The organism is Rhodococcus sp. IEGM 1381 (genome assembly GCF_030056795.1).
Classification (GTDB): domain Bacteria; phylum Actinomycetota; class Actinomycetes; order Mycobacteriales; family Mycobacteriaceae; genus Rhodococcoides.
This window is the reverse complement of the sequence record NZ_JASHKQ010000009.1, coordinates 105,120-130,941: the sequence shown is the minus strand read 5'-3', so window position 1 is coordinate 130,941 and position 25,822 is coordinate 105,120. Positions and strand designations below refer to the sequence as shown.

General features: G+C 65.0%; 19 protein-coding genes. 10 read left to right on the top strand and 9 right to left on the bottom strand.

What is annotated here, in order from left to right; all coding sequences use genetic code 11:
• The first annotated feature begins 31 nt into the window (after nucleotides 1–31).
• Both QM797_RS18945 and QM797_RS18940 read left to right on the top strand, forming a co-directional pair.
• A complete protein-coding gene (locus QM797_RS18945; RefSeq protein WP_502942365.1) occupies nucleotides 32–1,342 on the top strand; it encodes a DNA polymerase IV in 1,311 nt (436 codons plus the stop codon).
• A 199-nt stretch (nucleotides 1,343–1,541) separates the two neighbouring features.
• Nucleotides 1,542–2,030 carry a WKL family lipoprotein gene (locus tag QM797_RS18940; protein WP_283277247.1) on the top strand — a complete coding sequence of 163 codons (489 nt, stop codon included), beginning with the start codon at nucleotides 1,542–1,544 and terminating at the stop codon, nucleotides 2,028–2,030.
• 96 nt (nucleotides 2,031–2,126) lie between these two features.
• Here QM797_RS18940 and QM797_RS18935 read toward each other — a convergent pair whose 3' ends face one another.
• Nucleotides 2,127–2,870, bottom strand: a complete 744-nt coding sequence (locus QM797_RS18935) for a hypothetical protein (RefSeq protein WP_283277199.1) — start codon at nucleotides 2,868–2,870, stop codon at nucleotides 2,127–2,129.
• Nucleotides 2,867–3,838 (bottom strand): hypothetical protein, encoded by a 972-nt coding sequence (locus QM797_RS18930; RefSeq protein WP_283277198.1) that lies wholly within the window; start codon nucleotides 3,836–3,838, stop codon nucleotides 2,867–2,869. The genes QM797_RS18935 and QM797_RS18930 overlap by 4 nt, the downstream gene beginning before the upstream one ends.
• A gap of 70 nt (nucleotides 3,839–3,908) precedes the next feature.
• Between QM797_RS18930 and lspA the strand changes: the two genes are divergently transcribed.
• The 4 genes from lspA (at nucleotide 3,909) to dnaE (ending at nucleotide 9,825) form a co-directional block, all read left to right on the top strand.
• Complete coding sequence (gene lspA / locus QM797_RS18925) at nucleotides 3,909–4,559, top strand: signal peptidase II (RefSeq protein ID WP_502942364.1); 651 nt, start codon at nucleotides 3,909–3,911, stop codon at nucleotides 4,557–4,559.
• A complete protein-coding gene (locus tag QM797_RS18920) occupies nucleotides 4,556–5,482 on the top strand; it encodes an RluA family pseudouridine synthase (protein WP_037177495.1) in 927 nt (308 codons plus the stop codon). The genes lspA and QM797_RS18920 overlap by 4 nt, the downstream gene beginning before the upstream one ends.
• Nucleotides 5,482–6,141: a hypothetical protein gene (locus QM797_RS18915; protein WP_283277197.1), complete on the top strand. Its 660-nt coding sequence runs from the start codon at nucleotides 5,482–5,484 to the stop codon at nucleotides 6,139–6,141. Before QM797_RS18920 ends, QM797_RS18915 begins: the two co-directional genes overlap by 1 nt.
• A 147-nt stretch (nucleotides 6,142–6,288) precedes the next feature.
• A complete protein-coding gene (gene dnaE / locus QM797_RS18910; protein WP_283277196.1) occupies nucleotides 6,289–9,825 on the top strand; it encodes a DNA polymerase III subunit alpha in 3,537 nt (1,178 codons plus the stop codon).
• Here the strand turns inward: dnaE and QM797_RS18905 are convergent.
• Nucleotides 9,796–10,065 carry a hypothetical protein gene (locus tag QM797_RS18905; protein ID WP_283277195.1) on the bottom strand — a complete coding sequence of 90 codons (270 nt, stop codon included), beginning with the start codon at nucleotides 10,063–10,065 and terminating at the stop codon, nucleotides 9,796–9,798. The two genes, dnaE and QM797_RS18905, sit on opposite strands and share 30 nt — an antisense overlap.
• A 165-nt stretch (nucleotides 10,066–10,230) precedes the next feature.
• Here QM797_RS18905 and QM797_RS18900 point away from each other — a divergent pair, with 165 nt between their 5' ends.
• Complete coding sequence (locus QM797_RS18900; protein WP_283277194.1) at nucleotides 10,231–10,665, top strand: nitroreductase family deazaflavin-dependent oxidoreductase; 435 nt, start codon at nucleotides 10,231–10,233, stop codon at nucleotides 10,663–10,665.
• A 70-nt stretch (nucleotides 10,666–10,735) separates the two neighbouring features.
• Nucleotides 10,736–12,091: a threonine ammonia-lyase IlvA gene (gene ilvA / locus QM797_RS18895; RefSeq protein ID WP_283277193.1), complete on the top strand. Its 1,356-nt coding sequence runs from the start codon at nucleotides 10,736–10,738 to the stop codon at nucleotides 12,089–12,091.
• Nucleotide 12,092: 1 nt separating this feature from the next.
• On the opposite strand, the gene QM797_RS18890 is transcribed toward ilvA, so the two are convergent.
• Entirely contained in the window at nucleotides 12,093–12,617 is a 525-nt protein-coding gene (locus QM797_RS18890) for a TetR/AcrR family transcriptional regulator (protein ID WP_283277192.1), read from the bottom strand.
• A 135-nt stretch (nucleotides 12,618–12,752) separates the two neighbouring features.
• On the opposite strand from QM797_RS18890, the gene QM797_RS18885 reads away from it, so the two are divergent.
• Entirely contained in the window at nucleotides 12,753–14,300 is a 1,548-nt protein-coding gene (locus QM797_RS18885; RefSeq protein WP_283277245.1) for an MFS transporter, read from the top strand.
• Here QM797_RS18885 and treZ read toward each other — a convergent pair.
• From treZ to QM797_RS18865, 4 genes are read right to left on the bottom strand one after another with little or no spacing between them, the layout of a single operon-like run.
• Complete coding sequence (gene treZ / locus QM797_RS18880; RefSeq protein ID WP_283277244.1) at nucleotides 14,273–16,018, bottom strand: malto-oligosyltrehalose trehalohydrolase; 1,746 nt, start codon at nucleotides 16,016–16,018, stop codon at nucleotides 14,273–14,275. The two genes, QM797_RS18885 and treZ, sit on opposite strands and share 28 nt — an antisense overlap.
• Before the next feature lie 26 nt (nucleotides 16,019–16,044).
• A complete protein-coding gene (gene treY, locus QM797_RS18875; protein ID WP_283277191.1) occupies nucleotides 16,045–18,420 on the bottom strand; it encodes a malto-oligosyltrehalose synthase in 2,376 nt (791 codons plus the stop codon).
• Between the two features lie 3 nt (nucleotides 18,421–18,423).
• The gene (gene glgX / locus QM797_RS18870; protein WP_283277190.1) at nucleotides 18,424–20,715 is read right to left on the bottom strand and encodes a glycogen debranching protein GlgX; all 2,292 of its coding nucleotides are present in this window, start codon (nucleotides 20,713–20,715) and stop codon (nucleotides 18,424–18,426) included.
• A gap of 56 nt (nucleotides 20,716–20,771) precedes the next feature.
• Complete coding sequence (locus QM797_RS18865; RefSeq protein ID WP_283277189.1) at nucleotides 20,772–22,907, bottom strand: acyltransferase family protein; 2,136 nt, start codon at nucleotides 22,905–22,907, stop codon at nucleotides 20,772–20,774.
• 257 nt (nucleotides 22,908–23,164) lie between these two features.
• Between QM797_RS18865 and QM797_RS18860 the strand changes: the two genes are divergently transcribed.
• Nucleotides 23,165–24,373, top strand: a complete 1,209-nt coding sequence (locus tag QM797_RS18860) for an MFS transporter (protein ID WP_283277188.1) — start codon at nucleotides 23,165–23,167, stop codon at nucleotides 24,371–24,373.
• A gap of 529 nt (nucleotides 24,374–24,902) precedes the next feature.
• Here the strand turns inward: QM797_RS18860 and QM797_RS18855 are convergent.
• Nucleotides 24,903–25,706 carry a helix-turn-helix domain-containing protein gene (locus tag QM797_RS18855; RefSeq protein ID WP_283277187.1) on the bottom strand — a complete coding sequence of 268 codons (804 nt, stop codon included), beginning with the start codon at nucleotides 25,704–25,706 and terminating at the stop codon, nucleotides 24,903–24,905.
• Between the last annotated feature and the right edge of the window lie 116 nt (nucleotides 25,707–25,822).

Genomic DNA, 25,822 nt, shown 5'->3' with positions numbered 1-25,822 from the left:
GCGGAGTCGCCGATGGGTGCTGCACCTGGACATGGATGCGTTCTTCGCCTCCGCCGAGCAACTGACTCGGCCCACGCTCCGGGGCCGGCCGGTTCTCGTCGGCGGAGCAGGCGGGCGAGGTGTGGTGGCGGGCTGCAGCTATCAGGCGCGCGCATTCGGAGCCCGATCGGCGATGCCGATGCATCAGGCACGTCGACTGGTCGGTGCGAGTGCGGTGGTTCTGCCGCCGCGGTTCCCGCTGTACTCGGAGTTGAGTCGGCGGGGGTTCGAGGCACTGCGGGGGCGGATGCCCGTCCTCGAACAACTCTCGATCGACGAGGCGTTCGGTGAGCCGATCGAACTGGCCGGCGCAACGGTGAGCGAGGTCGAGCAGTTCTGCGCGGATCTGCGTGCCCTGGTGTTGGCCGAGACCGGTTTGGTGGCCTCGATCGGTGCCGGATCCGGAAAACAAATCGCCAAGATCGCGTCGGGTCTGGCGAAGCCCGACGGAATCACCGTCGTCGCTCCAGGAATTCAGGCCGAGCTGATGGCTGCCCTGCCGGTGCGGAAGCTGTGGGGGATCGGCCCGGTGGCTGGAGAACGGTTGCGGCGCTTGGGAATCGATACGATCGGCAAGTTCGTGGCCACCCCCGAGTCCGAGGTGGCGTCGATCCTCGGTGCCACGATGGGGCCGAGCCTGCATCAGCTGGCGCGCGGCATCGACAATCGAGTGGTGGCCGAGCGCGCCGAGGCCAAGCAAGTCAGCGCCGAGACCACGTTCGCGCAGGATGTCATCTCTCTCGCTCAGCTGCGGCCTGCCATCGAGTCCATCGTCGAGTCGACGCATCGCAGACTGCTGAAGGACGGTCGGGGTGCCAGGACGGTCGTGCTCAAACTGCGCAAGTCCGATATGAGCATCATCACCAGATCGGCGACGTTGCCGTACGCGACCGTGGACAAGCAGACCATTGTGGCCACGGCACAGCGACTGGCGGTCGATCCCGTCGACGTCGGACCGATCCGGCTGGTCGGGGTCGGTCTGGCCGGGCTGTCGGCCGTTCGGCAGGGTTCGCTGTTCCCCGAACTCGAACACGAACCGGTCGTGGGTGCGGCCGACGCGACGGAGGAGTCGGCAGCGCCGGCGGAGGCCGCCGCGGCCGTTCGACTAACTGACGGCCCGCGGTGGCAGCCCGGCATGGACGTTCGGCATCCCGAATTCGGTCACGGCTGGGTGCAGGGAGCCGGGCATGCGGTGGTGACCGTGCGATTCGAGACCCGCACCACGGGGCCCGGGACCGCGCGTACCTTCGCCGAATCGGACGAGAACCTGGTCGTCGCCGATGTTCTGGACAGCCTGAAGTGAGTTGTGGCAGAGCTGAGGAAACTCTGTGAGGTTTCACAGGTAGGCGTTACGGGTTGTGTTTCGACCGATCCGAGCTGACATAGTGGACTCCGGTCCGAGACGACCACTACCCGCAACGACCGACGAGTCACAGAACGATCGAGACGTGACTCAGAGTGAAAAGGACAAGCACTTGAAGCTTCGCAACACCCGACGGGCAATGGTTGCCGGTATCGCCATCGCCGCAGCCCTCACCATGACCGCCTGCAGCTCCGAAGAGGGCGGCACGACGGATACGACGACGACGGCCGCCACGACCACCTCCGCGGTCGCTGCACCCGAGGGCGGCGCGTACCCGCCGGCACCCACGGTCGAGGAGCTCAACACCCAGCTCATGCGCGGACTGGATCCCAACGTCCCGGTCGAGGAGAAGGCGGCTCTGATCCAGGGCGCGTCCGAGGACCCGGATCTGATCAACCAGGTCGCCGCGGCTGCTGTGGCCAACAACGCTCAGATCGAGATCACCAGCATCGACGACCTCGGTACCGGAGTTCTCAACGCAGGCATCACCATCACCCTCAACGGGCAGGCCAACCCCGGCACGTTCCAGTTCGTCCCCGAGGACGGCGTGTGGAAGCTCTCGAAGGAGAACGCCTGCGGCATCGTTTCGCTCGCGCAGCTGACCAGCCCGGCGTGCCCCGCACCCTGAGTCCTGCCGATCGTCTCTGACCGCACCTGAACTGCCGGTGACATCGCCCCTCGGGGCATGTCACCGGCAGTTCTTCGTTCGAGGGTTCGTTCCGACTCAGGTGCTCGGCGTGGCCGTTCGGATACGGTCGGCGGCGGCCTCGGCCACAGCCGTGACGGTCGCGGGCTCGAGTCCGCTCTGATCCGAGACGACGATCTGCAGGACGGTCGAATCGACCACCGCCACCACGACGTCCGAGATCAACGTGAATCCCTCGCTGCTGGTGGTCAGACGAATCGAGGCCGACGCATCGCCGATCTGCGACTGCTGGCGGCTTGCCAACGCGTACTCGACGCTCACCCCGTCCGCATCCGTACCGGTGAACTCGGCGCACCCGGACCACGCCTGCTGTACCGATCCGAACGCCTCTGCTGCCTCGGTCCCCGAGTAGCTCGCCGCGTCCTCGTCGATCGACGAGAAGTTCGGCCCCGAGAAGCGAGCCACCGCGGATGACGCCGCGCCGCCGCGTTGCTCCGAGACCGGTGCAAGTACGGCGGCGCATCCGGCCGGGTCGGTACTGGACTTGTCGGGCGAGTCGTAGTCGGGGGCCGGGTCCAATCCCAGGTCTCGGACCGGGTCCGGAATCGAGGAGAAGCCGTCTGGCAAGTCGCCCAGCCCCAACATCGATGCAGTGAGAACGCCGCTGTCGGTGATGGGCACGCCGAGTAGGGGATCGGGAGCGGCGACGGCAGTGGGCACCGGCGCAGCGGCCTGCGACGGTTCGTCCGAGCTACATCCGGCGGTTGCGGCGAGCCCGACCAACGACAGCCCGGCCAGTACACGAGTCGTGGTTCGTGTCATCGGTCACCCCAGGTGATCGAATCTCCGACCGTCTGCCGCAACACGGTCGTGCTGTCGGGATCGGTGTACATCTGATCGCCGCCCGCGGTGATCGACCCACCGACGGGAAGTGGCTGCGTCAGATCGATGTCCAGGGATCCCGAGCCGGTATAGGTGTACGACGCGATGTTCAGCGTGCCGGAATTGTCGGGGAGGTTCCACACCGGTGATTCGGGTGTCTGCGTGATCGCGATATCCACGGTCGCCCGGTCGCCGTCGAGTGCTCGCAGCGTGACCGTCGTGCGCTGGTTCAGTGTGATTCCGCTCAGCACCTGCTGATCGATGGTCCACACGGCACCGACACCGACTTCTGCGTCGGGAAAGCTGACGGAGCGGTACACCGCGGCGTTGAACGAGCGTTCGATCGCTGCCCGGGCGGTATCGAGCGCGGCATCGGCCGGAGTGATGTGCAACGCAGTGATCGCTCCGGACTCGGTGCCCGCCAGCCGTGCCGTGGAACCCTCCGACGCGGACAGCGCATCGGTCAGGCCCTCGTCGGGTGAGGTGGCGGCCCCGATGGTCAGGTCGATCGACCGCGTCGCCCCGGTCGAGGCGTCGTCTTCCGGTACGGCATCGGCCGTCGATGCGCTCAGCGGCACCGTCAATTCCGGGCTGGAGAAGTCCTGCGCCGCACCGATGTCGATCTGTTGTTGGACGGTGGACGTGGTCGTGAGGTCGATGTTCTGCGAGTCCGTATCGGCCGTGTCGAAGGCCAGCACGCGGCGTGGCTCGGTCCCGGGGTCGACGACGGTGGTGGTCGTCGGCGGCACCGCGATAGTCACCTCGCTCGTTGACGCTGTCGGCTCGGCTGCGGGTTCGGTGTCGGTACTCGAACATCCCGCCACCAGAGCCACCGCACAGCATGCAGCGAGGAATCCGGCACGGACGGTGCTGGAGTGGACGGTGCTGGTGCGATCGATCGACTTCACGGCCACCAGGTTACTGACAGCCCGACCGGTAGCCGTCTCGCGCGGCACGGATGAGTATCTGGCGCCGCCGATGCGCCATGATGGACAGGTGAGTGAAGACCGCGCCGACGACCCGACACCCGAGACCAGCGGTGTCTCGGCACCGAACGAGACCGCGGACCCGAAGGGGACCGATTCCGACAGCGCTGTCGCCAGGCCCGTGAAGCCACTGAAAACTCGATTGCTGATCGCTATCGCGGCGGTGATTCTGCTGTTCGATCTCGTGACCAAGATTCTGGTCGTGTACTTCGTGAAGCCCGGAAATCCGATCGAGATCGTCGGCGACGTGGTGACACTGCGGTTGGTACGCAACCCCGGCGCGGCGTTCTCCATGGCCACCGGCATGACGTGGTTGTTGACGGTGGTGGCCGTCGCGGTCGTCATCGGTGTGATCAAGATCGGGCGGACGCTGCGATCACCGTGGTGGGCGCTGGGATTGGGCCTGGTTCTCGGCGGCGCACTCGGCAACTTGATCGATCGCTTCTTTCGCGCTCCCGGTCCGTTCCAGGGCCACGTCGTCGACTTCGTGTCGGTGGGCTGGTGGCCGGTGTTCAATGTCGCCGACTCGTCCATCGTCTGTGGAGCGATTCTGCTCGTTGCACTGAGCCTGTTCGGCTTCGAGCCGAACGGCGAACGGGTGACCAAGTCCACGTCCGATGCCCCGCAGAAGGCCGACTCGTGAGGGAATCGCGTTCCATGCCGGTGCCCGACGGCTTGGACGGAATGCGGGTCGACGCCGGCCTCGCCCGATTGCTTGGGCTCTCGCGTACCGTTGCCGCATCACTGGCCGAAGAGGGTTCGGTTCTGGTCGATCACGGTGCCGTAGGCAAGTCCGATCGTTTGGCCGCAGGCTCGTGGCTCGAAGTGACGCTGCCCGAGCCCGCCCGTGAGTTGACGATCGAAGCGGAACCGGTCGAGGGCATGGAGATTCTCTACGCCGACGACGACGTCGTGGCCGTGGACAAGCCCGTCGGTGTCGCTGCTCATGCCAGCGTGGGCTGGACCGGCCCGACGGTGATCGGCGGTCTGGCTGCTGCTGGGTTCCGAATTTCCACCTCCGGTGCACACGAGCGTCAGGGAATCGTGCACCGTCTCGACGTCGGAACGTCCGGGGTGATGGTGGTCGCGACGTCCGAGCGGGCGTACACCGTGCTCAAGCGCGCGTTCAAAGCGCGGACCATCGACAAGCGTTATCACGCTCTGGTGCAAGGACATCCGGATCCGAGCAGCGGAACCATCGATGCCCCGATCGGACGACACGGCAGCAACGACTGGAAGTTCGCGGTGCGCGCGGACGGCAAGCCCAGCGTGACCCACTACGACACGGTCGAGGCGTTCCAGGCCGCGAGTTTGCTGGACGTGCATTTGGAAACCGGTCGCACACACCAGATTCGAGTGCACTTCTCGGCCCTCCGCCACCCGTGCTGCGGGGATCTGACCTACGGGGCCGATCCGCGCCTGGCCGAACGGTTGGGCCTCGAACGCCAGTGGTTGCATGCACGTTCGCTCGGCTTCGCGCATCCGTCCGACGGTCGGTGGGTGGAGATCGAGAGCAAGTATCCGGCCGACCTCGAGCATGCTCTCGAGGTGCTACGGAAGGCGTGATGCGCGGATTCTCGGGTGTGATCGGTCTCGTCGCCGCTGCCGCTCTGGTGTTCGGGGGCCTGGCCGTCGTCGGGAACCTGAACCCGCAACGGCAACTGGGGGTGGGTACCGACCGGCTCGGCCCGGACAGCGGTGAGCAGGTGACCGACTACCTGGCTCGTGCCGAGACGAGCCTGCTCACCGAAGGTGCCGAACCCCGCTGGGGCTCTGTGTCGTTCGATCGCGAACTCACCACCGAACAGGCCTACGCTGCCGCGAACGGCGTGCGCATCTCGCTGGTGCTCTTCCGAGTACCGCTCGATCGCGTGCAAACCCCGATACTCACGGTCGGCGTTCCGGGCAGTGAACGGTCGGTACTGAACTCGACCGCACGCGCTGCCGGCCAGATACAGGAATCATTCGGCGTAGGGGACCGGCAGGCGCAGCTCGAGGCGGTGTCGCAGCGCCGGTTGCTGAGCGGATGTGCGTGCGTGGTGACATTGGTGGTGCGGGGCACCGCGGCCGAGCTGAGCGAGGTGGCCGGCCGCGACGGAGTGCGGGCGGTGGAGGCGCTTCCGCCCGACGCGGTGTCCGGGAAGTTCGCCGTCGAGCCGTTGCTTCCGGAGTACGTGGACATCGTGGGTCCGCTGCCGGACGACGGGCCGATTCCGGCCGAATGAGGGTAACTTCAGTCTCGTTCGTCACACGCGTCACGTCCTCCCAGGACACACCGACAGCTACGAAAATTCTGTCGGTTCCACCGCTTAGAGTGAGTGCATTCGCGGCTCGTAATTTCGAAAACGCACGACCTTCAGGAGAGAACCTTCGTGGCCGATTCGTTCGTTCATCTGCACAACCACACCGAATATTCGATGCTCGACGGTGCCGCCAAGATCGGGGCAATGTTCGCCGAGGCGGCGCGGTTGGAGATGACGGCGGTCGGCATGACCGACCACGGAAACATGTACGGAGCCAGCGAGTTCTACAACGAGGCCAAGAAGGCCGGTATCAAACCGATCATCGGTATCGAGGCCTACATCGCCCCGGAGTCTCGGTTCAACAAGAAGCGTGTGCTGTGGGGCGATCGGAGCCAGAAGTCCGACGACGTCTCCGGTAGTGGTGCGTACACGCACATGACGATGGTCGCCGAGAACGCCACCGGCGTCCGCAACCTGTTCAAGTTGTCGTCACTCGCGTCGATCGAGGGTCAGCTCGGCAAATGGGCGCGCATGGACGAGGAGATCATCGCCTCGCACGCGGAAGGCATCATCGCCACCACCGGCTGCCCATCCGGGGAGGTGCAGACTCGGCTTCGTCTCGGTCAGGAACGCGAGGCACTCGAAGCTGCGGCCAAGTGGCAGGAGATCTGGGGACCGGACAATTTCTTCCTCGAACTGATGGATCACGGCTTATCCATTGAGCGACGCGTCCGCGAGGGTCTGCTCGACATCGGTAAGAAACTCTCCATCCCGCCGCTCGCTACCAACGATTGCCACTACGTCACGAAGGACGCTGCCGAGAATCACGAGGCGCTGCTGTGCATTCAGACCGGTAAAACTCTGAGTGACCCCACCCGCTTCAAATTCGACGGTGACGGTTACTACCTCAAATCGGCCGCAGAGATGCGTGCACTGTGGGACGACCAGGTACCCGGTGCCTGCGACAGCACGCTGCTCATCGCCGAGCGAGTCCAGCCGTACGACGAGGTGTGGGCGCACCGAGACCGGATGCCCATCTTTCCGGTTCCCGAGGGCCACACTCAGGGCACGTGGCTGCGCCATGAGGTCATGACCGGTCTCGATCGTCGATTCCCGGACGGCCCGGCCGAGGACTACCTCGCGCGGGCCGAGTACGAGATCAAGGTCATCCTCGAAATGGGCTTCCCGGCCTACTTCCTCGTGGTCGGTGACCTGATCAACCATGCCAAGGCCGTCGGGATCCGGGTCGGACCCGGCCGAGGATCTGCGGCCGGATCGTTGGTCGCCTACGCCATGGGCATCACCAACATCGACCCGCTGCCGCACGGCCTGCTGTTCGAGCGATTCCTCAATCCCGAGCGCGTGTCGATGCCCGATATCGATATCGACTTCGACGATCGTCGCCGCGGTGAAATGGTCCGCTACGCCACCGAGAAGTGGGGCAGCGATCGCGTTGCTCAGGTCATCACCTTCGGCACCATCAAGACCAAGGCGGCCATCAAGGACTCTGCGAGGGTGCAGTTCGGTCAGCCGGGGTTCGGCATCGCCGATCAGATCACCAAGGCGCTGCCGCCGCCCATCATGGCCAAGGACATCTCGGTAGCGGGCATCACCGATCCGTCGCACGAGCGCTACAAGGAAGCGGTCGAAGTCCGTGCGCTCATCGATTCCAACCCCGACGTCGCGACGATCTACAAGACGGCCAAGGGCCTCGAAGGCCTGATCCGTAACGCAGGCGTGCACGCCTGCGCGGTCATCATGTCCTCGGAGCCGCTCACCGACGCCATTCCGGTGTGGAAGCGCGCCCAGGACGGCGCGATCATCACCGGCTGGGATTACCCGTCGTGCGAGGCCATCGGCCTGCTCAAGATGGACTTCCTCGGTCTGCGCAACCTCACCGTCATCGGTGACGCGATCGACAACATCAAGGCCAACCGCGGGATCGAGATCGACCTCGACGCACTGCCACTCGACGATCCGGCGACGTTCGATCTGCTGTCCCGAGGAGACACACTCGGCGTGTTCCAGCTCGACGGCAGCGCCATGCGAGACCTGCTTCGCCGCATGCAGCCCACCGGCTTCGAGGACATCGTCGCCGTCCTCGCTCTGTACCGCCCCGGTCCGATGGGCATGAACTCCCACAACGATTACGCCGACCGCAAGAACGGTAGGCAAGAGGTCAAGCCGATTCACCCCGAGCTCGAAGAGCCACTCAAGGTGATTCTCGGTCAAACGTACGGCCTGGTGGTCTACCAGGAGCAGATCATGCAGCTGGCGCAGAAGGTCGCCGGGTACACCCTCGGCCAAGCCGACCTGCTGCGTCGCGCCATGGGTAAGAAGAAGCTCTCCGAGCTCGAGAAGGCGTACGCCGGGTTCCGACAGGGCATGTTGGACAACGGATTCTCCGAGGCCGCCATCAAGGCGCTGTGGGACACCGTGCTGCCGTTCGCCGGCTACGCGTTCAACAAGTCGCACTCGGCGGGCTACGGCCTGGTGTCGTACTGGACTGCCTATCTCAAAGCGAACTACCCGGCCGAGTACATGGCCGGCCTGCTCACCAGCGTCGGCGACGACAAGGACAAGGCCGCGATCTATCTCGCCGACTGCCGCAAGCTCGGCATCACCGTGCTACCGCCTGACGTCAACGAATCCGAGCTGAACTTCGCGTCGGTCGGCAAGGACATCCGATTCGGCCTCGGTGCGGTGCGCAACGTGGGCACCAACGTGGTCGCCTCGATCATCAGGGCGCGATCGGAGAAGTCGAAGTACACCGATTTCTCGGACTACCTGGGCAAGATCGACGCAATTGCCTGCAGCAAGAAGGTCACCGAATCCCTCATCAAGGCAGGCGCTTTCGACTCGCTCGACCATCCGCGCAAGGGCCTGATGCTCATTCACGCCGACGCGATCGACGCGGTGATGGGCACCAAGAAGGCCGAGGCGATAGGTCAATTCGACCTGTTCGGCGGCGAGGACGCCGACGAGTCCATCTCTGCAGTGTTCAACGTTCGGGTGCCGGACGAGGAGTGGGAATCCAAGCACCGGCTCGCCCTCGAGCGCGAGATGCTCGGCCTGTACGTCTCCGGCCACCCGCTACTGGGCGTGGAGCACATGCTGGCCGCGAAGTCCGACTGCAACATCCCGACCATTCTCGAAGGTGACATCAAGGACGGCACTCAGGTCACCGTCGGCGGAATTCTCGCCTCGGTCAACCGGCGGATCAACAAGAACGGTCTGACGTGGGCGTCGGCTCAGCTCGAGGATCTGGCCGGTGGTATCGAAGTGCTGTTCTTCCCGCAGGCGTACTCGGTGTTCGGTGCCGATGTCACCGAGGACTCGGTGGTACTCGTCAAGGGTCGGGTGTCGGTGCGGGACGATCGAGTCTCACTCATCGCCAACGATCTGGCGGTACCCGATCTGTCCATGGTGGGGATCGACAAGCCGCTCGCGGTCAGTCTGCCGACGCGGCTGTGCACGGCGGACAAGGTCGGCGCTCTCAAACGAGTTCTGTCCAGCCACCCGGGAACTTCGGATGTGCACCTTCGGTTGGTCAGCGGCGACAAGATCACCACGATGAAGCTGGACGACAGCCTGCGCGTCACGCCGACATCGGCGTTGATGGGAGACCTGAAGGCGCTACTGGGACCCGGCTGCTTGACGGGGTGACGCAGGCGCGGTCGGGTGTAGCTCGGTGAGGCGCAGCGTCCACCAGGCCGCGACGGCAATTGCGGCACCGGCGAGTACCGCTGCGTGCAGCGAGCCGGCGATGACGAGCGTCGCGACGAACACGAATGATCCCAGCGCGAGGGCCTCGAGTTTGTAGACCGGCCACGCGATGCCTGCGACATCGACGCTGTGCAGGGCAGCGGTGGGTCGATGGCTCACCCGGGTGCTCGTGACGGTCATCGCGTTCTCCTCTGCTGCGCCCGGTGTGGTGATTATTCGGCTGTCCGGCGGGCGAAGTTCAGACTATACCCATCGAAAGATTCGGGCCACCGAACTTGCCATCCGGACCAGGCAATGTGCCCGATCTCGTGGCGTCACGCGCACGAGAGGTGTTCACTGAAAGTCATGCCATTGACAGGAGAATACGAACCGAGTTCATCCGACTGGGCCCGTGAGCAGGCCGAGCGGTACGAGAACTCCGGTGGGACCGAAGGCACGACGATGAACGGGATGCCGGTCGTGCTGCTGACCACCAAGGGGAACAAGAGCGGCAAGCTGCGCAAGTCGCCATTGATGAGAGTCGAACACGACGGCGAGTACGCCATCGTGGCCTCGCTGGGCGGAGCGCCCAAGCACCCCGTCTGGTACCACAACGTCAAAGCCGAGGGGCTCGTCGAGTTGCAGGACGGAACCGAGAAGCACGACTACGTCGCTCGTGAGGTGACCGGCGACGAGAAAGCCGTGTGGTGGGAACGCTCGGTCGAGGCCTACCCCGATTACGCGGACTACCAGAAGAAGACCGATCGCGAGATCCCGGTGTTCGTCCTCGCGCGCGTCTGAACACTAGCCGTCAGGAGAGTGGAACGGTCCCGAGTAGTTGACCGTTCCACTCTGGTGGCAGCATGTGCTGGTGTCTTCATCCCCTGATCTCGCCTCCCAGCTCCCATCGTCGGTAGCCGTCACCGCTGCCGATATCGATGCCGCTGCGGTGCGAATTTCGTCGGTGGTGGCCGCAACACCTCTGCAGTTGTGCGAGCGGTTGTCGGCGGAGACCGGCGCAAAGGTCTACCTCAAGCGCGAAGACCTGCAGATCGTGCGGTCGTACAAAATTCGTGGCGCCTACAACTTGATGGACCAGCTGACCGACGCCGAGCGGGATGTCGGTGTGGTCACCGCGAGCGCGGGCAACCATGCTCAGGGAGTGGCGTTCGCGTGTCGCTCGATGCAGGTGCACGGTCGCATCTACGTTCCGGCGAACACCCCCAAACAGAAACGCGACCGAATCCGAGTGCACGGCGGTGACTTCGTGGAGCTCATCGTCATCGGCGATACGTTCGATGCCGCGGCAGCTGCCGCGGCCGCAGATGTCGCCCGCACCGGTGCCACGATGGTGCCGCCGTTCGACGATCCGCGAACCGTGGCCGGGCAGGGCACCATTGCAGCCGAGATGATCGATCAACTCGGCGGGGCACCCGACGTCGTCGTGATGCCCGTCGGCGGAGGCGGATGCATCGCGGGCATCTCCAGCTACCTCCGTGAGCGCGCACCGCAGACGTCACTGGTGGGTGTCGAACCGTCCGGCGCGGCGTCCATGACCGCCGCGCTGATCGCCGGCGGTCCGGTGACACTCTCCGAGATCGATCCGTTCGTCGACGGGGCTGCCGTCCGCCGCATCGGCGACGTGCCGTACGCAGCGTTGCAGTCGCTCGGTGCCACGGTGGTGTCCCATGCTTCGTTGCCGCTGATCACCGCGCCCGTGTTCGACAGTTCCGGCCCCGGTGCATTCCTGATCACCCAGATCGACGAGGGCGCGGTCTGTACCGCAATGCTCGAGCTCTACCAGAACGAGGGCGTCATCGCCGAGCCTGCAGGCGCGCTGGCTGTTGCGGCGCTCGAGCATCTCGACATTGCGCCGGGAAGCACAGTCGTGTGCTTGGTGTCCGGCGGCAACAACGACGTCTCTCGGTACGGCGAAATTCTGGAGCGATCGCTCGTTCACCTGGGCCTCAAGCACTACTTTCTCGTGGACTTTCCGCAGGAGCCCGGCGCACTACGTCGCTTTCTCGACGAGGTGCTCGGGCCCGAGGACGACATCACCTTGTTCGAGTACGTCAAGCGCAACAACCGGGAGACGGGTGCCGCGCTCGTCGGCATTCAACTCGGCGCAGCGGACGGCCTTTCTTCCCTCCTCGAACGTATGCGGTCCTCGCACCTGCAGGTAGAGCAGCTGGAGCCGGGTTCGCCGGTGTACCGCTACTTGACCTGAGTCAGCGACCGAGCAGGCGGTCGACGACGCGCTTGTGCAGTTCGGGGTCCACTGCCGGCAGGTCGAGCACGGCACCGAGGTAGATTCCGTCGCCGACGAGCCGGATGATCTCGGCCTGCACTGGATCGTCGATTTCGGTGCGCAGGCCCTCGTCCCACAGTCGCATCATGTCGACGACGGCCTCCTGAACCTCGTCGGAATTGCCGTCGACGCTGCGCAACGCGGCGAGTGTCGATCGATAGAGAGCGATCTCCTTTTCCGAGATCGAATCCGGGGGCTGCAGATACCACTCGGCCACCGACGTGCCACCCGCGGCCGCGTCCGCGCGCTGGCGGTCGGCCTCGGATCCGAGTCGCCGCACCATAGCCGCCACCAGGGCATCCTTGGTCTTGAAGTGGTACAGAAGTCCACCTTTGGAGACGCCTGCGGCGGCGGCGACACTGTCGAGGGTCACCTTGGTCATGCCGTGCTCGATCAGCATCGATTCCAGTGCGTCGAGAATTCGGTCCCGCGTGTCCGATGACATGAAACTCACTTTACCGGCTGGACGGTTGGCGGTACTCTCGATCACTGTACCGGCTGGACGGTTGGTGCCCGCAGGCGTTTCGGACCGGTATCGCCGGCGCACCGGATGCAGAACGTAGGAGAAGCAGTGAGTGACATGCGCACCGGTTCGGTGCCCGAGGTAGCCGGGGGATCCGAGCACCGGGCGACCCCGCGAGACTGGCTCGGGTTGGTGGTACTGGCGTTCGCCGTCTTGCTCATCGCTGTCGACGGCACCGTCCTCGACCTGGCGTTGCCCTTCATCAGTTCGGACCTGGCACCGAGCAGCAACCAGTTGCTGTGGATCATCGACGTCTACTCGTTCGTGCTGGCCGGCCTGCTCATCACCATGGGCACGCTCGGCGACCGAATCGGCCGTCGCCGATTACTGCTGATCGGTGCTGCGGGCTTCGGCATCGCTTCACTCGTCGCGGCCGTGTCGACCAGCGCGGAGATGCTGATCGCGGCCCGGGTGTTGCAGGGCATTTCCGGTGCGACGCTGATGCCCGCGACCCTGGGCTTGATTCGCACCATCTTCCTGAACCCGCGTCAACGCGTCGCCGCGATCGGGGTGTGGGGCGCGATGGCCGGTGGCGGTGCCGCTGCCGGTCCGCTCGTGGGCGGTTGGCTGCTCGAGCACTTCTGGTGGGGATCGGTATTTCTCATCAACATCCCCGTGATGCTCGCGCTGATCGCGCTCGGACCGTTGGTGATTCCCGAGTCGAAGGACCCGAACCCGGGCCGGTTCGACTTGACGAGTTCTGCGCTGTCGATGCTCGCCATCGTGCCGCTGGTGTTTGCGGTGAAAGAGACTGCGGCACACGGCTTCGGCGTGATCTACCTGCTGTCCGCGGTGGTCGGCGTCATTGCCGGGTTCGTCTTCGTCCGCCGTCAGCGCACCCTCGCGGCACCGATGATCGACCTGAGACTGTTTGCCAACCGGGCGTTCTCGACGGGCGTCGCGACGAACTTCCTGTCGGTGTTCGCCCTCGCCGGGGTGCTGTTCTTCGGTTCGCAGTATCTGCAGCTCGTGCTCGGCAACAGCCCGCTCGAGGCGGGTCTGCTGCTGCTGCCCGGTACCGCCGCCAGCATCGTCACCTCACTGTTGGTTGCGGTCCTGGTTCGGTACTTCAGTGCCGGAACGGTTCTCGGTGTCGCAATGTTCGTCGCCGCCTCGGGCGCCGGGATCCTGGTCGGCCTCGCAACCGACAGCGGCCCGGCACTGTTCATCGCCGGGTTCGTCCTCGTGGGGGCCGGTGTCGGTGTCGCGCTGACACTGACCTCCGAGCTGGTGGTCAGTGCTGTCGAACCCGAACGGGCGGGAGCTGCCTCGGCAGTCTCGGAAACCGCATACGAACTGGGTATCGCACTGGGCGTCGCACTACTCGGCACCGTTGTCATGGCGATCTTCCGTCGCGGCATCGACGTCACGCAGCTGACCCCCGAGCCGGGAGCCAGGGCAGGCGAGACTCTCGGCGGTGCGGATGCCGTAGCCCGTGAGCTGCCGGACTCGGTGGCGACGGTTCTGCTGGACTCCGCGCATGCTGCGTTCGTCTCGGGCATGCATGTCGCGGCCGTCGCCACCGCGGTGGTGCTGGCGATCACCGCCGTGTTCGTCCTGGTCAATCTACGCAGGCGTCAGGATTCCAGTACGACGACGGAGTGACCGGGAACCGTTGTGGCAGAGCCGGTCTGGTTCGAGGTCGTCGGCTCCCACTCGAGCAGTGGTGAGCCGCCGACCGGCACGGTCACAGCGGATTCGGACAGGTTGCACACCACGCTGAGCCGGCTGCGGCGAACGACGATCCATTTCGCGTCCTCGTCGTAGTCCACCTTCACGTGGTCCAGCCAGGGGTCGGTCAGTTCGGTCCGGTCGCGGCGCAGCCTCAACAGGTCGCGGTAGAGGGCCAACACTCGCGCATGGTCGCCGTCGCCTAGTTCCGACCAGTTCAGCTTCGACCGCGTGAAGGTCTCGGGATCCTGTGGGTCCGGGATATCGCTCTTGTCCCAGCCGTGTTCGGCGAATTCCGCCTTGCGTCCCTCGGCGGTGGCCTTGCCGAGCTCGGGCTCGGGGTGCGAGGTGAAGAACTGGAACGGCGTGGACGCTCCCCACTCCTCTCCCATGAACAACATCGGTGTGCAGGGCGAGGTCAACACCAGAGCAGCCTTGATCGCGAGCTGGCCGGGGGAGAGGTAGAAACCTGGTCGGTCGCCGATCGCGCGGTTGCCTACCTGATCGTGAGTGGTGGTGTAGGTCACCAGCGAACTGGCCGGGATTCGGCGCGTATCCAACGGGCGGCCATGGATCCGACCGCGGAAGCTCGAATACGTTCCGGCATGAAAGAACCCCTGCCGCAGTGTGTTCGCCAAACCCTGGAGGGAACCGAAGTCGCCGTAGTAGCCCTGGCGCTCACCGGAGACGGCCGCATGGATCGCGTGGTGAATGTCGTCGTCCCATTGCGCGTCGAGTCCGTAGCCGCCACCCGACCGCGCCGTGATCAGCGAAGGATCGTTGAGGTCGCTCTCGGCGATCAGGGTCAGTGGACGACCGAGATGCGCTGACAGGGTGCGGGTTTCGATCGAGAGCTGCTCGAGCAGATGCACCGCGGTGTGGTCGACTATCGCGTGTACTGCATCAAGGCGCAACGCGTCGATGTGGAACTCGGAGAACCAACGCAGAGCGTTGTCCAGGGCGTATCGCCGCACCTCGCCCGAGTCTGCATCGGCATAGTTGATTGCCTGACCCCAGCTGTTGGCCCCTTCGGTCATGTAGGGGCCGAAGCGTTCGAGATAGTTACCGGACGGGCCGAGGTGGTTGTACACCACATCGAGGACGACGCCGATGCCGCGGCCGTGGCAGGCGTCGACCAAGCGCTGCAACCCTTCCGGGCCGCCGTACGCCTCGTGCACGGTGTACCAGAGCACGCCGTCGTATCCCCAGTTGTGCACGCCGTTGAATCCGTTGACGGGCATGATCTCGACGAACGAGACGCCGAGATCGACGAGGTGATCGAGCTTGGTGACGGCCGCGTCGAACGTGCCCTCGTCGGTGAACGTGCCGATGTGCAGCTCGTAGATCGACGAACCGGGCAGTTGACGGCCGGTCCACGCCGCATCGGTCCACAGCGTGGGATCGACGTCGAAGACCTGGGACAGCTCGTGCACACCGTCGGGCTGCCGCGGCGATCGCGGATCGGGCAGCGCCTTGTCTGCGTCGTCGAGTAGGTAGCCGTATCGAGAGTCCGGTGCGGCGTCGACGTCGGCGTGCCACCACCCGTCCGAGGAGCGCTGCATCGGATGAACCGTGTCGTCGAGTTGCAGGCGGACGTTCTCCGGGGTCGGTGCCCACACCTGGAATCGTCGTCTTGTTGCCGAAGTGGTCACTGCCGTCGATGTCACTGCTGTCGATGTCACTGTGTCACCGCTTCTTCGTTGTCGCGCACCAGGAGTGCAACCGGGAGTGAGGCGAACACCTCGGCCACCGAGACGGTGCCCGTGTGTTCGGAGTCGGTGATTCGATCGCGCCATCGGCCGTCGGGCAGCGTCACCGATGTCTCGCCCCAGCCCGTCTCGGATACGCCGAGCGAGAGTCTGGTCGCAAGTGCGATCACGTCCGCGTTTCCGGGAACCGGGCCGCGTGAAAATGCGACGAGGTGCTCGGCAGCGGATCCGTCCGCGACGATCGGCGCGTAGGTGCCGCCGACGAAGCTCTCCGGCCGCTCGCGGCGTACGTGCAGCGCGGAGCGAACCACGGCCAGTTTGGCTGCTCCCGTATCGAGCGACGGAATACCGGTGTTCGACGCGGCGAGCATCGATCGACGCACCGAGTAGTCGACGGGCCTGCGGTTGTCGGGGTCGACGAGCGAGTCCTCCCACAGCTCGGTGCCCTGATACACATCGGGGATACCGGGGCCCGCCAGGTTCAACAACTTCTGCCCGAGTGCGTCGGAATGGCCGTGAGGAGCGAGCTTTTCGACCAGCATCGTCATCGATCGAGCGACGGCACCGTCGAAGATGGCGTCGAGCCAGCCGTGCACCGCGGACTCGAACTCCTCGTCCGGAGCAGTCCACGTCGTGCGGAGGGCGGCCTCGCGAATTGCCTTCTCCGCGTAGGCGTGAACGCGCTCACGTAGCGTGGACGTGATCACTCCGTCGACCGGCCAGACACCGAAAAGGTTTTGCCACAAGAACATTCCGGTTGTGCCGTCGGGACTGGGGGTCAGCTCTTCCCAGTCCGTGATGCAGCGAGCCCACAGCTCGGGTGTCTGCGACAGCACGCCGATTCGCGCCCGCACATCCTCGCCGCGTTTGGTGTCGTGAGTCGACAGGGTGGTCATCGCAGCCGGCCAGCGTCGCGCTCGATCGGCATTGGTAAGATGGTAATACGCTGTGCTGCAACCGAATCGGCTCGGGTCGCCGCCCACCTCCTGCAGGGAGATCAGCCGGTTGGCGCGGTAGAACAGGCAGTCCTCTACGCCTTTGGCCGTGACGGCACCGCAGACCTGGTCGAAGCGGACCGGCGATTCTGCGCCGGTGACGAGGGCGGTCGCCAGAGCGCCCAGACCGCCCGCCAGGTCCGGCTGCTCCTCGCCGACAGCAGCGATCACGCCCGGCAGCACGCCGGCGAGCGGCGCGTAGTCGGTCCGGTAGACCGGGACGGCCGCGACGACGGCAACTATCGCGTCGATGACGGACTCGAGATCGACGGTGGTGCCGGACTCGCGCACGACGGCCCGAGCGAGGCGTCGCACCTCCGGGGACAGATCACCGCGGGCGACGCCGGTCTTGAGGTCGAGCTCCGTCTCGTGCAGCGTCTCGCTGTCGTAGGCGATGCCCGAGCGCACCTGGGACAACGCAGTGAGCGCGTGCACGCCCTCTGGGTCGACGAACACCCCACCGACGGCGGCCAAGGCGTCGTATCCGGTCGTACCGTCGACGGGGAGCGACTCGTCCAGCGGTTCGCCGTCGGCCAGGATCTTCTCGATGACGAGCCACCGGTCGGGTCCGAGTAGTCCGCGCAGTTCGGTGAGATAGCCGGCGGGGTCGGCCAGCCCATCGGGATGGTCGACCCGCAGTCCGTCGATCAGTCCGTCTTCGATCCAACCGGCCACCTGGCGGTGGGAGTCGGTGAAGACGTCGAGGTCTTCCTGCCGGATTCCTGCCAGGCCGTTCACGGAGAAGAACCGTCGGTATCCGATCAGACCGTCTGACCAGCTCACCAACCGGTAGGCCTGACGGTCGTGTACGGCCTGCGCGTCGCCGCTGTCCGTGCCGTCGGCGATGGGGAAGCGGTGCTCGTAGAACGCGAGCAGAGGCTGGTCCTCGGAGCGGTCGACGGTCAGCTCGCCGACGTCGCTCGCGCTACCGAGGACGGGGATGGCGATCTTGCCGTCGACGCCGTTGTCGGCTCCGAAGTCGATGTCGAAGTACGTCGCGTACTCGGAGTCGCGACCACGACGCAGTACGTCCCACCACCATCCGTTCTGCCGCGGATCCTCCACTCCGACGTGGTTGGGCACGATGTCGACGATGATCCCCATGCCCAGTTCGGCGGCCCGAGAATGCAACTGCGTCAATGCTTCTCGGCCCCCGAGTGCGGCCGAGACCGTGGAGGTGTCGGTGACGTCGTAACCGTGAGTCGAGCCCTCGGTCGCAGTGAGGATGGGCGACAGATAGAGGTGGGTGACCCCGAGGTCGTGCAGGTAATCGACCACGTCGGAGGCGTCGGCCAGCGTGAAGGCATCGCCCCGCAGTTGTAACCGGTATGTACTGGTGGGCAGCGGCATGTGTCAGGCAGTCTTTCGTAGAACGAGTAGGGAACGAGCGGTGACTTCCACCGGTGTACCCGCTTCGATCGATTTCTCACTTGTCCCGGTTCGCGACGCGGTGTTCAGTGCCACCGTCCACTCCTTGGCGTAGCCCCCGTCCGGGGTCACGAACTCGATGGTCTCGTGATGTGCGTTGAAGCACAACAGGAACGAGTCGTCCACCACGCGCTCGCCGCGCTGATTGGGCTCGGGGATTCCGTCGCCGTTGAGGAACACGGTGAGCGACTTGCCGAATCCGCTGTCCCAGTCCTCGGGAGTCATCTCCTCGCCCGCGGGGGTGAGCCAGGCGATGTCCCGGGCCTGCTCACCGGTTCGGATGGGACGGCCCTCGAAGAACCGGCGCCGACGGAACACCGGGTGCTCGGCGCGCAAGGCGATGGCGTTGCGAGTGAACTCGATCAGTTCCGCGTTGGTCTCGGCCAACGACCAGTCCATCCAGGCCAGTTCGGAGTCCTGGCAGTAGACGTTGTTGTTGCCCTGCTGAGTGCGCGCCATCTCGTCGCCGTGAGCGATCATCGGCGTGCCCTGGCTGAGCAGCAACGTCGCCATGATGTTGCGGATCTGGCGGGCACGTAGGTCCAGGATCTCCGGATCTTCCGTCGGGCCCTCCACGCCGCAGTTCCATGAGCGGTTGTGGCTCTCGCCGTCGTTGTTGTTCTCGCCATTGGCGTCGTTGTGCTTGTCGTTGTACGACACCAGGTCGTTGAGCGTGAACCCGTCGTGCGCGATGACGAAGTTGATGCTGGCGCCGGGGCGACGACCGGTGGCCTCGTACAGGTCCGAGGATCCGGTCAATCTCGACGCGAATTCGCCCAGGGTGGCCGGCTCACCGCGCCAGTAGTCGCGCACGGTGTCGCGGTACTTGCCGTTCCACTCCGTCCATAGTCCGGGGAAGTTGCCGACCTGGTAGCCGCCCTCACCGACGTCCCAGGGCTCGGCGATCAGTTTGACCTGGCTGACGACCGGATCCTGCTGAACCAGATCGAAGAACGCGCTCAGCCGGTCGACGTCGTGCAGTTCGCGAGCCAGCGTGGACGCGAGGTCGAAGCGGAACCCGTCGACGTGCATCTCGGTGACCCAGTAGCGCAGCGAGTCCATGATGAGCTGAAGTGTGTGGGGGTGTCGCGCATTGAGACTGTTTCCGGTGCCGGTGTAGTCCATGTAGTGCTCGAGATCGCCGTCGACGAGTCGGTAGTACGCGGCGTTGTCGATGCCGCGGAAGCTGATCGTCGGGCCCATGTGGTTGCCCTCGGCGGTGTGGTTGTAGACCACGTCGAGGATCACCTCGATGCCGGCGGCGTGGAACGAACGAACCATGGCCTTGAACTCGGTGACCGCAGCACCGGGAGACTGCAGTGAGGAGTACTCCGCGTGCGGGGCAAGGAAGCCGAATGTGTTGTAGCCCCAGTAGTTTCGCAATCCTTTGTCCAGCAGAACCTGATCCTGCATGAACTGATGCACCGGCATGAGTTCGATGGCCGTGACACCGAGGTGGTTGAGGTGGTCGATGATCACCGGATGCGCCAGGCCTGCGTAGGTGCCGCGCTCGGCCTCGGGGATGTCGGGATGGTTGATCGTCATCCCCTTGACGTGGGCCTCGTAGATCACCGTCTCGTGATACGGGCGCTTGGGGGCGCGATCGGCTTGCCAGTCGAAGAAGGGGTTGATCACGACGGTGGTCATCGTGTGACCGAGCGAATCATGCTGGGGGAAGTCGTTGTTCGGCACGTCGTCGTGCGCGATGGGAGCTTCCTCGATGATCTCGTCGTCGGGATCTGCGAGATCGGTGGCGTCCTCGAACGGGGCCTCGGCGTCGAGTGAATCCGCGGATTCCTCGTCGATCTGTACCTCGGCCTCGGGTTCGGGAGCCGGCGCGTCCATGTTGTAGGAGAACAGCGATCGGTCGCCGTCGAACGATCCCTCGAACGCCTTGCCGTACGGATCCACGAGCAGCTTGCTCGGGTCGCAGCGATGCCCGGCTGCTGGATCCCATGGGCCGTGAACGCGGTAGCCGTAGCGTTGACCCGGTACCACCGTGGGCAGATATGCGTGCCAGACGTAGCCGTCGGACTCCTCGAAACGAATGCGGGTCTCGGTTCCGTCGTCGGCGATCAGGCACAGATCCACGGCCTCCGCGACCTCGGAAAACAGTGCGAAATTGGTTCCTGCTCCGTCGTAGGTCGCGCCCAGCGGATAAGCGGATCCCGGCCATACTGCGATGGCTGGCGTGTCGTCGGAGGCTTCGTGCAGCATGGATCAACCCTACTGTGGCCGGTGGGCCCGGGCCTACCGAGCGCGAGGCGCTCGACTCACGGTCCGGCCCACCATCCGGTGGCCGACCCGACCTGCCGTCCCAGCTCGGTGGTCAGAGTTCGCACGTAGGTCGCAGTGAGATGATGCTCGTCACGGTAGATCAGTACGTTGCCTTGCTCGACGCGGCACACGGTGGCGTCGCAGACGGCATCGGACAGGTCGAGAGCGGAGAACCCGGGAAACTGGAACGAGGCCGCAAGCGCCGGATTGACGGGGTCGAGTGCTTCGTCCCTGGGAATGCCGCACGAGGTGGCATCGCCACCGTCGGCCAGGCAGTCGATCGCTCGGTACGCAAGCCACGGCGTGTCCCGGACACCCAGTATTCCGACACCGTCCGCAGCGAGTTGCTGCCATACCGCGGCGTACCAGGTGGGGGTGTAATCGCCGGGGAAGTCTTCCCGCGGACGGGTGGCGGTGGTGAACACGTAGGCAGGTTCCATCGCTGCGACGTCGGCGAGCACGGTCTGCGTCCAGTCGAGGCAATCCGGGTATTCGTTGGGGCCGAGCATGGGCATCGTGTCGATGCTCAACGGGCAGCCCATCTTGAGGAACGTGACGACCTTGAACCCGTGCCGGATTCCGAGCGCGTCGAGGGCCGTCACCCAGTGCTCGGCGTGTGAGCTGCCTGCCAGCACGATGGTTCGGTCCGCGTCGAGGTCGCCGTAGCTACACGAGACCGCATCGCGTGTTTCGAAGTCGGCGATGCAGCCTTGGAGGGTGGTGGCGGGGAGATCCTCGGGTGCCGAGTACAGCGGGGGACGGACGGCGGCCGCCTCGGCGCGAATCCCGTCGGTCAGTTCGAGCGCTCCCGGGTGAGTCAGTTCATCGACCGACTCGTCGGCCTGCACCGCGGTGATCGACCGGTCGATGTAGACGTTCCAGCCGATCGAACCGGCCGTCACGGCGAGCGCGGCGATCCCCGCGCAGGCAGTGACCGCGATGCGTCCCGGTGTGAACGTGCTCGACTGCGTGGGGCGCTCGACCAGACGAACGGTCAGCCATGCGAGTGCGACCGACGCACCGACGATGCCGAGACCCCCCAGTACGTCCGCATGGGATCTGCCGGTGGCCGACAAATAGAAGATCAACAGTGGCCAGTGCCACAAATACAGCGGAAATGCGATCGATCCGACCCAGGCGAAGAACCGGTTGGAGAGAGTGGCCGCGACGGCGGTCTCGGACCCGGCGACGATCAACGCGAGGGTCGCGAGCACCGGAATCAACGCCAAGGGACCCGGAAACGCGGTCACTCCGTCGACGACGAAACCGCACGCGACGATGACGGCCATTCCGAGAACGGCCAGAACTCCGCGTGCGGTCGTCGACAAGCGGGAATGTCCGGGCGAGGCCGCAGCCTCCGAGCTGCAGGTTCGCGAGGCAAACAGGGCCGCGAGTGCGGCACCGAGCATGATCTCCCAGAGCCGCGCACCGGTGTCGTAGTAGTTCCATGCCTGATGCCGTCGAACGCCGTCCGCCGCGTATACGAACGACAGCACGGCGATGAGCGCGAAGATCACGGTAAAGGTGCGTGGTCGAAGACTTCGCGGTCCCTCGGGTCGGGTGATGCGTCGGACCCATGCAAGACCGAACACAACGGCGATGGCCAGCAGATAGAACTGGAACTGCACGGCGACCGACCACAGATGCTGAACGGGGCTCACCGAGGGGTCGGCCGCCAAGTAGTCGTTCGCTGTTGTCGCCAGCTGCCAGTTCACGTAGTAGAAGACACCGGAAACGAGTTGATCACCCAGGTCTGCCCAGCGGGTGCGCGGCAGCAGGAACACCGATGCGACGGCGACTGCGAGCAGCGTGATCAGCAGCGGTGGACCGAGCCTGCGCAGCACTCGCGTGATGCGGGTGATCGGATTCAGGCTCGCCCCGGCCTCGGCCGATCGCAGTAGGGATGCGGTGAAGAAGAACCCGGACAGCGTCAGGAAGACGTCGACGCCCCCCGACACGCGACCCATCCAGATGTGGAACACGACGACGAGTGCGATCGCGACGCCGCGCAAGCCGTTGAGATCCCGCCGTTGCGGTGGTCGACTCCGTGAGCCGGGTGTCGGATCGGAAGCGCCCGGGACCGGTGCCGATAAATCGGTGGCCGAGTCGCTGTCGGTCGGGTGTACATGCATGAAGGAGAAGTGGCTCCGGCTGTCGATCGACTAATCGGTCGGATGTGCGATACCGGGCAAACAATACGTGTACGCGGGGTGAACCACTTCCTGGAGTCTGCTTCCGGGCAATCGTCCCAGTTCGGAAGCGTCGACGTTGCCCGAGGCCATTGCCGTCTTGCGCATATAAAACGCGTGTGCAACTATTTACCCAGCGTGTGCAACTACATGCGACAGCCAGATGAATACCCACGCCACTTCGTCACAGGAGATTCGACATGCCTCTCGGCCTGCTCGCCCTCGCAATCGGGGGATTCGGCATCGGCTTGACCGAATTCGTCATCATGGGCCTACTACCGGAGGTCGCGGCCGACTTCTCGGTCACCGAATCCACCGCCGGCTGGCTCATCACCGGCTATGCGTTGTCCGTCGTCGTCGGAGCACTGGTGGTCACCGCTGCGGTGACGCGACTTCCCCGCAAGACCGTCTTGCTCGCACTGATGTGTCTGTTCATCGCAGGCAACCTGATCTCTGCACTTTCGGGCAGTTACGACACGATGATGCTCGGTCGTGTGATCGCAGCGCTGTGCCACGGAGCCTTCTTCGGAATCGGTGCCGTGGTCGCGGCAGGTCTGGTCGAGCCCGCAAAGAAGGCGGGAGCGATTGCCATGATGTTCGCCGGCCTCACCGCTGCCAACGTTCTCGGTGTTCCGTTCGGGACGTTCCTCGGTCAGAGTTACGGATGGCGCTCGGCGTTCTGGGCCATCACGGTGATCGGCATCGTTGCGCTGATCGGTATCGCCGCCCTCGTTCCTCGGGAAACCGGGATCGGTGAGGAGAGCGATCTGCGCCGCGAATTGCGTGCGTTTCGGTCTCCTCAGGTGTGGCTCTCCATCGCCACGACGGTGCTCGGGTTCGGCGGTATGTTCGGCGCGTTCACGTATATCGCGTTCACGCTCACCGACGTCACCGGTTTCGCGTCGAGCTCGGTGCCCTGGCTGCTCGTGCTCTTCGGCGGGGGCCTCTTCATCGGAAATTACCTCGGCGGCAGGGCAGCCGACCGCAACCTCACCGCCACGTTGCTGACGCTGCTCGGCGCGTTGACCGTCGTTCTCGTCTTCTTCGCGCTCACCGCAGAGAGTCGTCCGGCGACTGTTGCCTCCCTCGTCCTCATGGGCGCTTTCGGTTTCGCGACGGTGCCAGGGCTGCAGATGCGGGTGATGTCGTTCGCACCCGACGCCCCGACGATGGCGTCCGGTGCGAACATCGCCGCGTTCAATCTCGGAAATGCGCTGGGCGCGTGGCTCGGCGGCGTGACGATCTCGACCGGCCTCGGCTACACCTCGCCCATCTGGGCCGGATCCGGTATCACCGTGCTCGCGTTGTTGGTCCTGTTGTTCGCAACGCGTCTGCTGCGCCGCTCCACTTCAGGTGCCGCAGTGGCTGGAGTGAGCGCAGCCACCAGTGCCGCGGGATCGTCCACTTGAACACCGAACGAGTGAGCGAAGCCGGATATTCGCCATCGTTGCAGGAGTGCGGGAACCACAACCTCTGCGGCACTGGACAGCTCGATATCGACCGTTGTGCCGTCCTGGTTCGGTAGGACTAGCCGGCCTTCGTCGAGAGCGGGCGACACGACGCCGTAGCGTCGGTGGATTCGAGCCGACACGATATCCGCGCGGTCCACTCTCGCTACGACCGTGCCGGACATGCTTAGAACGAGGGCTTCGGGTGAGAGAACATGCGGGTGCGCCCGATTCAGGGCGACCGATGACGCGAGCAGCACCAGGGACGCCACCGACGCGGCTGCGACCAGCGCACTGAGCCACGGCCATGGAATCAGCAAGTGCAGAACGACCATCTCGATCACGGTGGCGGCTCCGAACATGACGGGTAGTCCGAGCGTTCCGCGGGTCGCAGTGAACACGATCGAGTCCGCAGCGATCGGCGCGTGCTGCCCGCGCGTCCACAGCACCAGCGAGTGCCATCTACCGACCTGGACAGGGAAGTCGACCGTCATGGGGTGTCTCCGGACGGCGGGTGGACGCTGGTCTGCAGGCGTGCGGTGGCGCGGATGACCACGGTGCGCTGGGCCGGATCGGGCAGGATGTCGTCGATACTCAGGGAGCTGATCTCACTGGTGTTCACCGCGGTGTCGGGTGGAGTGGAGGCGAGCGAATCGAGATCGAGCATCGACGCCAGTTCCGCTGCGAGCGAATCGATATCGCTCTCGGCCTCGACTGGGTCTCGGCCTTCGAGGGCCGCGAATCTGCGTAACAGTCCGAGGTACTTCTGATGGAGGCTGTGATCGTTCAGTGTCGCGGTCACGGTAGAGAAGAACGATGCGGGAACGGTGCCCGATATCGCCATCACCTCGAGTAGATCGCGTTCACGGATCAACGCTTCTCGGTCCGTCTCCGCGGAAGCATCGATCGACGCGCTCAGAGCGTCGGCCAGCTCGCGCGGAAGGGCGGTGAACTGGCGATGTTCGATGGCATCGTTCAGCAGTGCCGACAGGCGGGTGTGCTTGCGGGCGAGCGCGGACTGCTCGAGTTCTGTGCCGACGAGAAGTGCCCGGAGATCAGCGATCACATCGGTCTCGCCCGCAGGGGACTCACCGAGTGCGGCGGCTATCTCGCCGAGTGGCATCCCGCAGTCGGCCAGCCACCGAACTCTCATCAGACGTACCACGTCGTCGATCGTGTATTCGCGATATCCGTTGGACAGACGCCGCGGCTCGTCGAGCAGACCGAGACGGTGGTAGTGACGGACCGTGCGCGGTGTCGTTCCGGCGGCCTCCGCCAGAGCTCCGATTCTCATGTGATCAGTGTGAACCTTGACGCTAGGTCAATGTCAACACCGTCTGACGTCGCCTTCCCAAGGCGGGGCATGCAGCGCGGCGTATCGTCGGGTCGTCGTGTGAATCGTCGTGGCTC

What these genes read in the sequence shown, in the direction of transcription:
- QM797_RS18945 (WP_502942365.1), top strand. Translation starts at nt 32, where the DNA reads ATGGATGCGTTCTTCGCCTCCGCCGAGCAACTGACTCGGCCCACGCTC.
- QM797_RS18940 (WP_283277247.1), top strand. Translation starts at nt 1,542, where the DNA reads ATGGTTGCCGGTATCGCCATCGCCGCAGCCCTCACCATGACCGCCTGC.
- QM797_RS18935 (WP_283277199.1), bottom strand. Translation starts at nt 2,870, where the DNA reads ATGACACGAACCACGACTCGTGTACTGGCCGGGCTGTCGTTGGTCGGG.
- lspA (WP_502942364.1), top strand. Translation starts at nt 3,909, where the DNA reads ATGCGCCATGATGGACAGGTGAGTGAAGACCGCGCCGACGACCCGACA.
- QM797_RS18915 (WP_283277197.1), top strand. Translation starts at nt 5,482, where the DNA reads ATGCGCGGATTCTCGGGTGTGATCGGTCTCGTCGCCGCTGCCGCTCTG.
- QM797_RS18905 (WP_283277195.1), bottom strand. Translation starts at nt 10,065, where the DNA reads ATGACCGTCACGAGCACCCGGGTGAGCCATCGACCCACCGCTGCCCTG.
- QM797_RS18900 (WP_283277194.1), top strand. Translation starts at nt 10,231, where the DNA reads ATGCCATTGACAGGAGAATACGAACCGAGTTCATCCGACTGGGCCCGT.
- QM797_RS18890 (WP_283277192.1), bottom strand. Translation starts at nt 12,617, where the DNA reads ATGTCATCGGACACGCGGGACCGAATTCTCGACGCACTGGAATCGATG.
- QM797_RS18885 (WP_283277245.1), top strand. Translation starts at nt 12,753, where the DNA reads ATGCGCACCGGTTCGGTGCCCGAGGTAGCCGGGGGATCCGAGCACCGG.
- treY (WP_283277191.1), bottom strand. Translation starts at nt 18,420, where the DNA reads ATGCCGCTGCCCACCAGTACATACCGGTTACAACTGCGGGGCGATGCC.
- glgX (WP_283277190.1), bottom strand. Translation starts at nt 20,715, where the DNA reads ATGCTGCACGAAGCCTCCGACGACACGCCAGCCATCGCAGTATGGCCG.
- QM797_RS18865 (WP_283277189.1), bottom strand. Translation starts at nt 22,907, where the DNA reads ATGCATGTACACCCGACCGACAGCGACTCGGCCACCGATTTATCGGCA.
- QM797_RS18860 (WP_283277188.1), top strand. Translation starts at nt 23,165, where the DNA reads ATGCCTCTCGGCCTGCTCGCCCTCGCAATCGGGGGATTCGGCATCGGC.
- QM797_RS18855 (WP_283277187.1), bottom strand. Translation starts at nt 25,706, where the DNA reads ATGAGAATCGGAGCTCTGGCGGAGGCCGCCGGAACGACACCGCGCACG.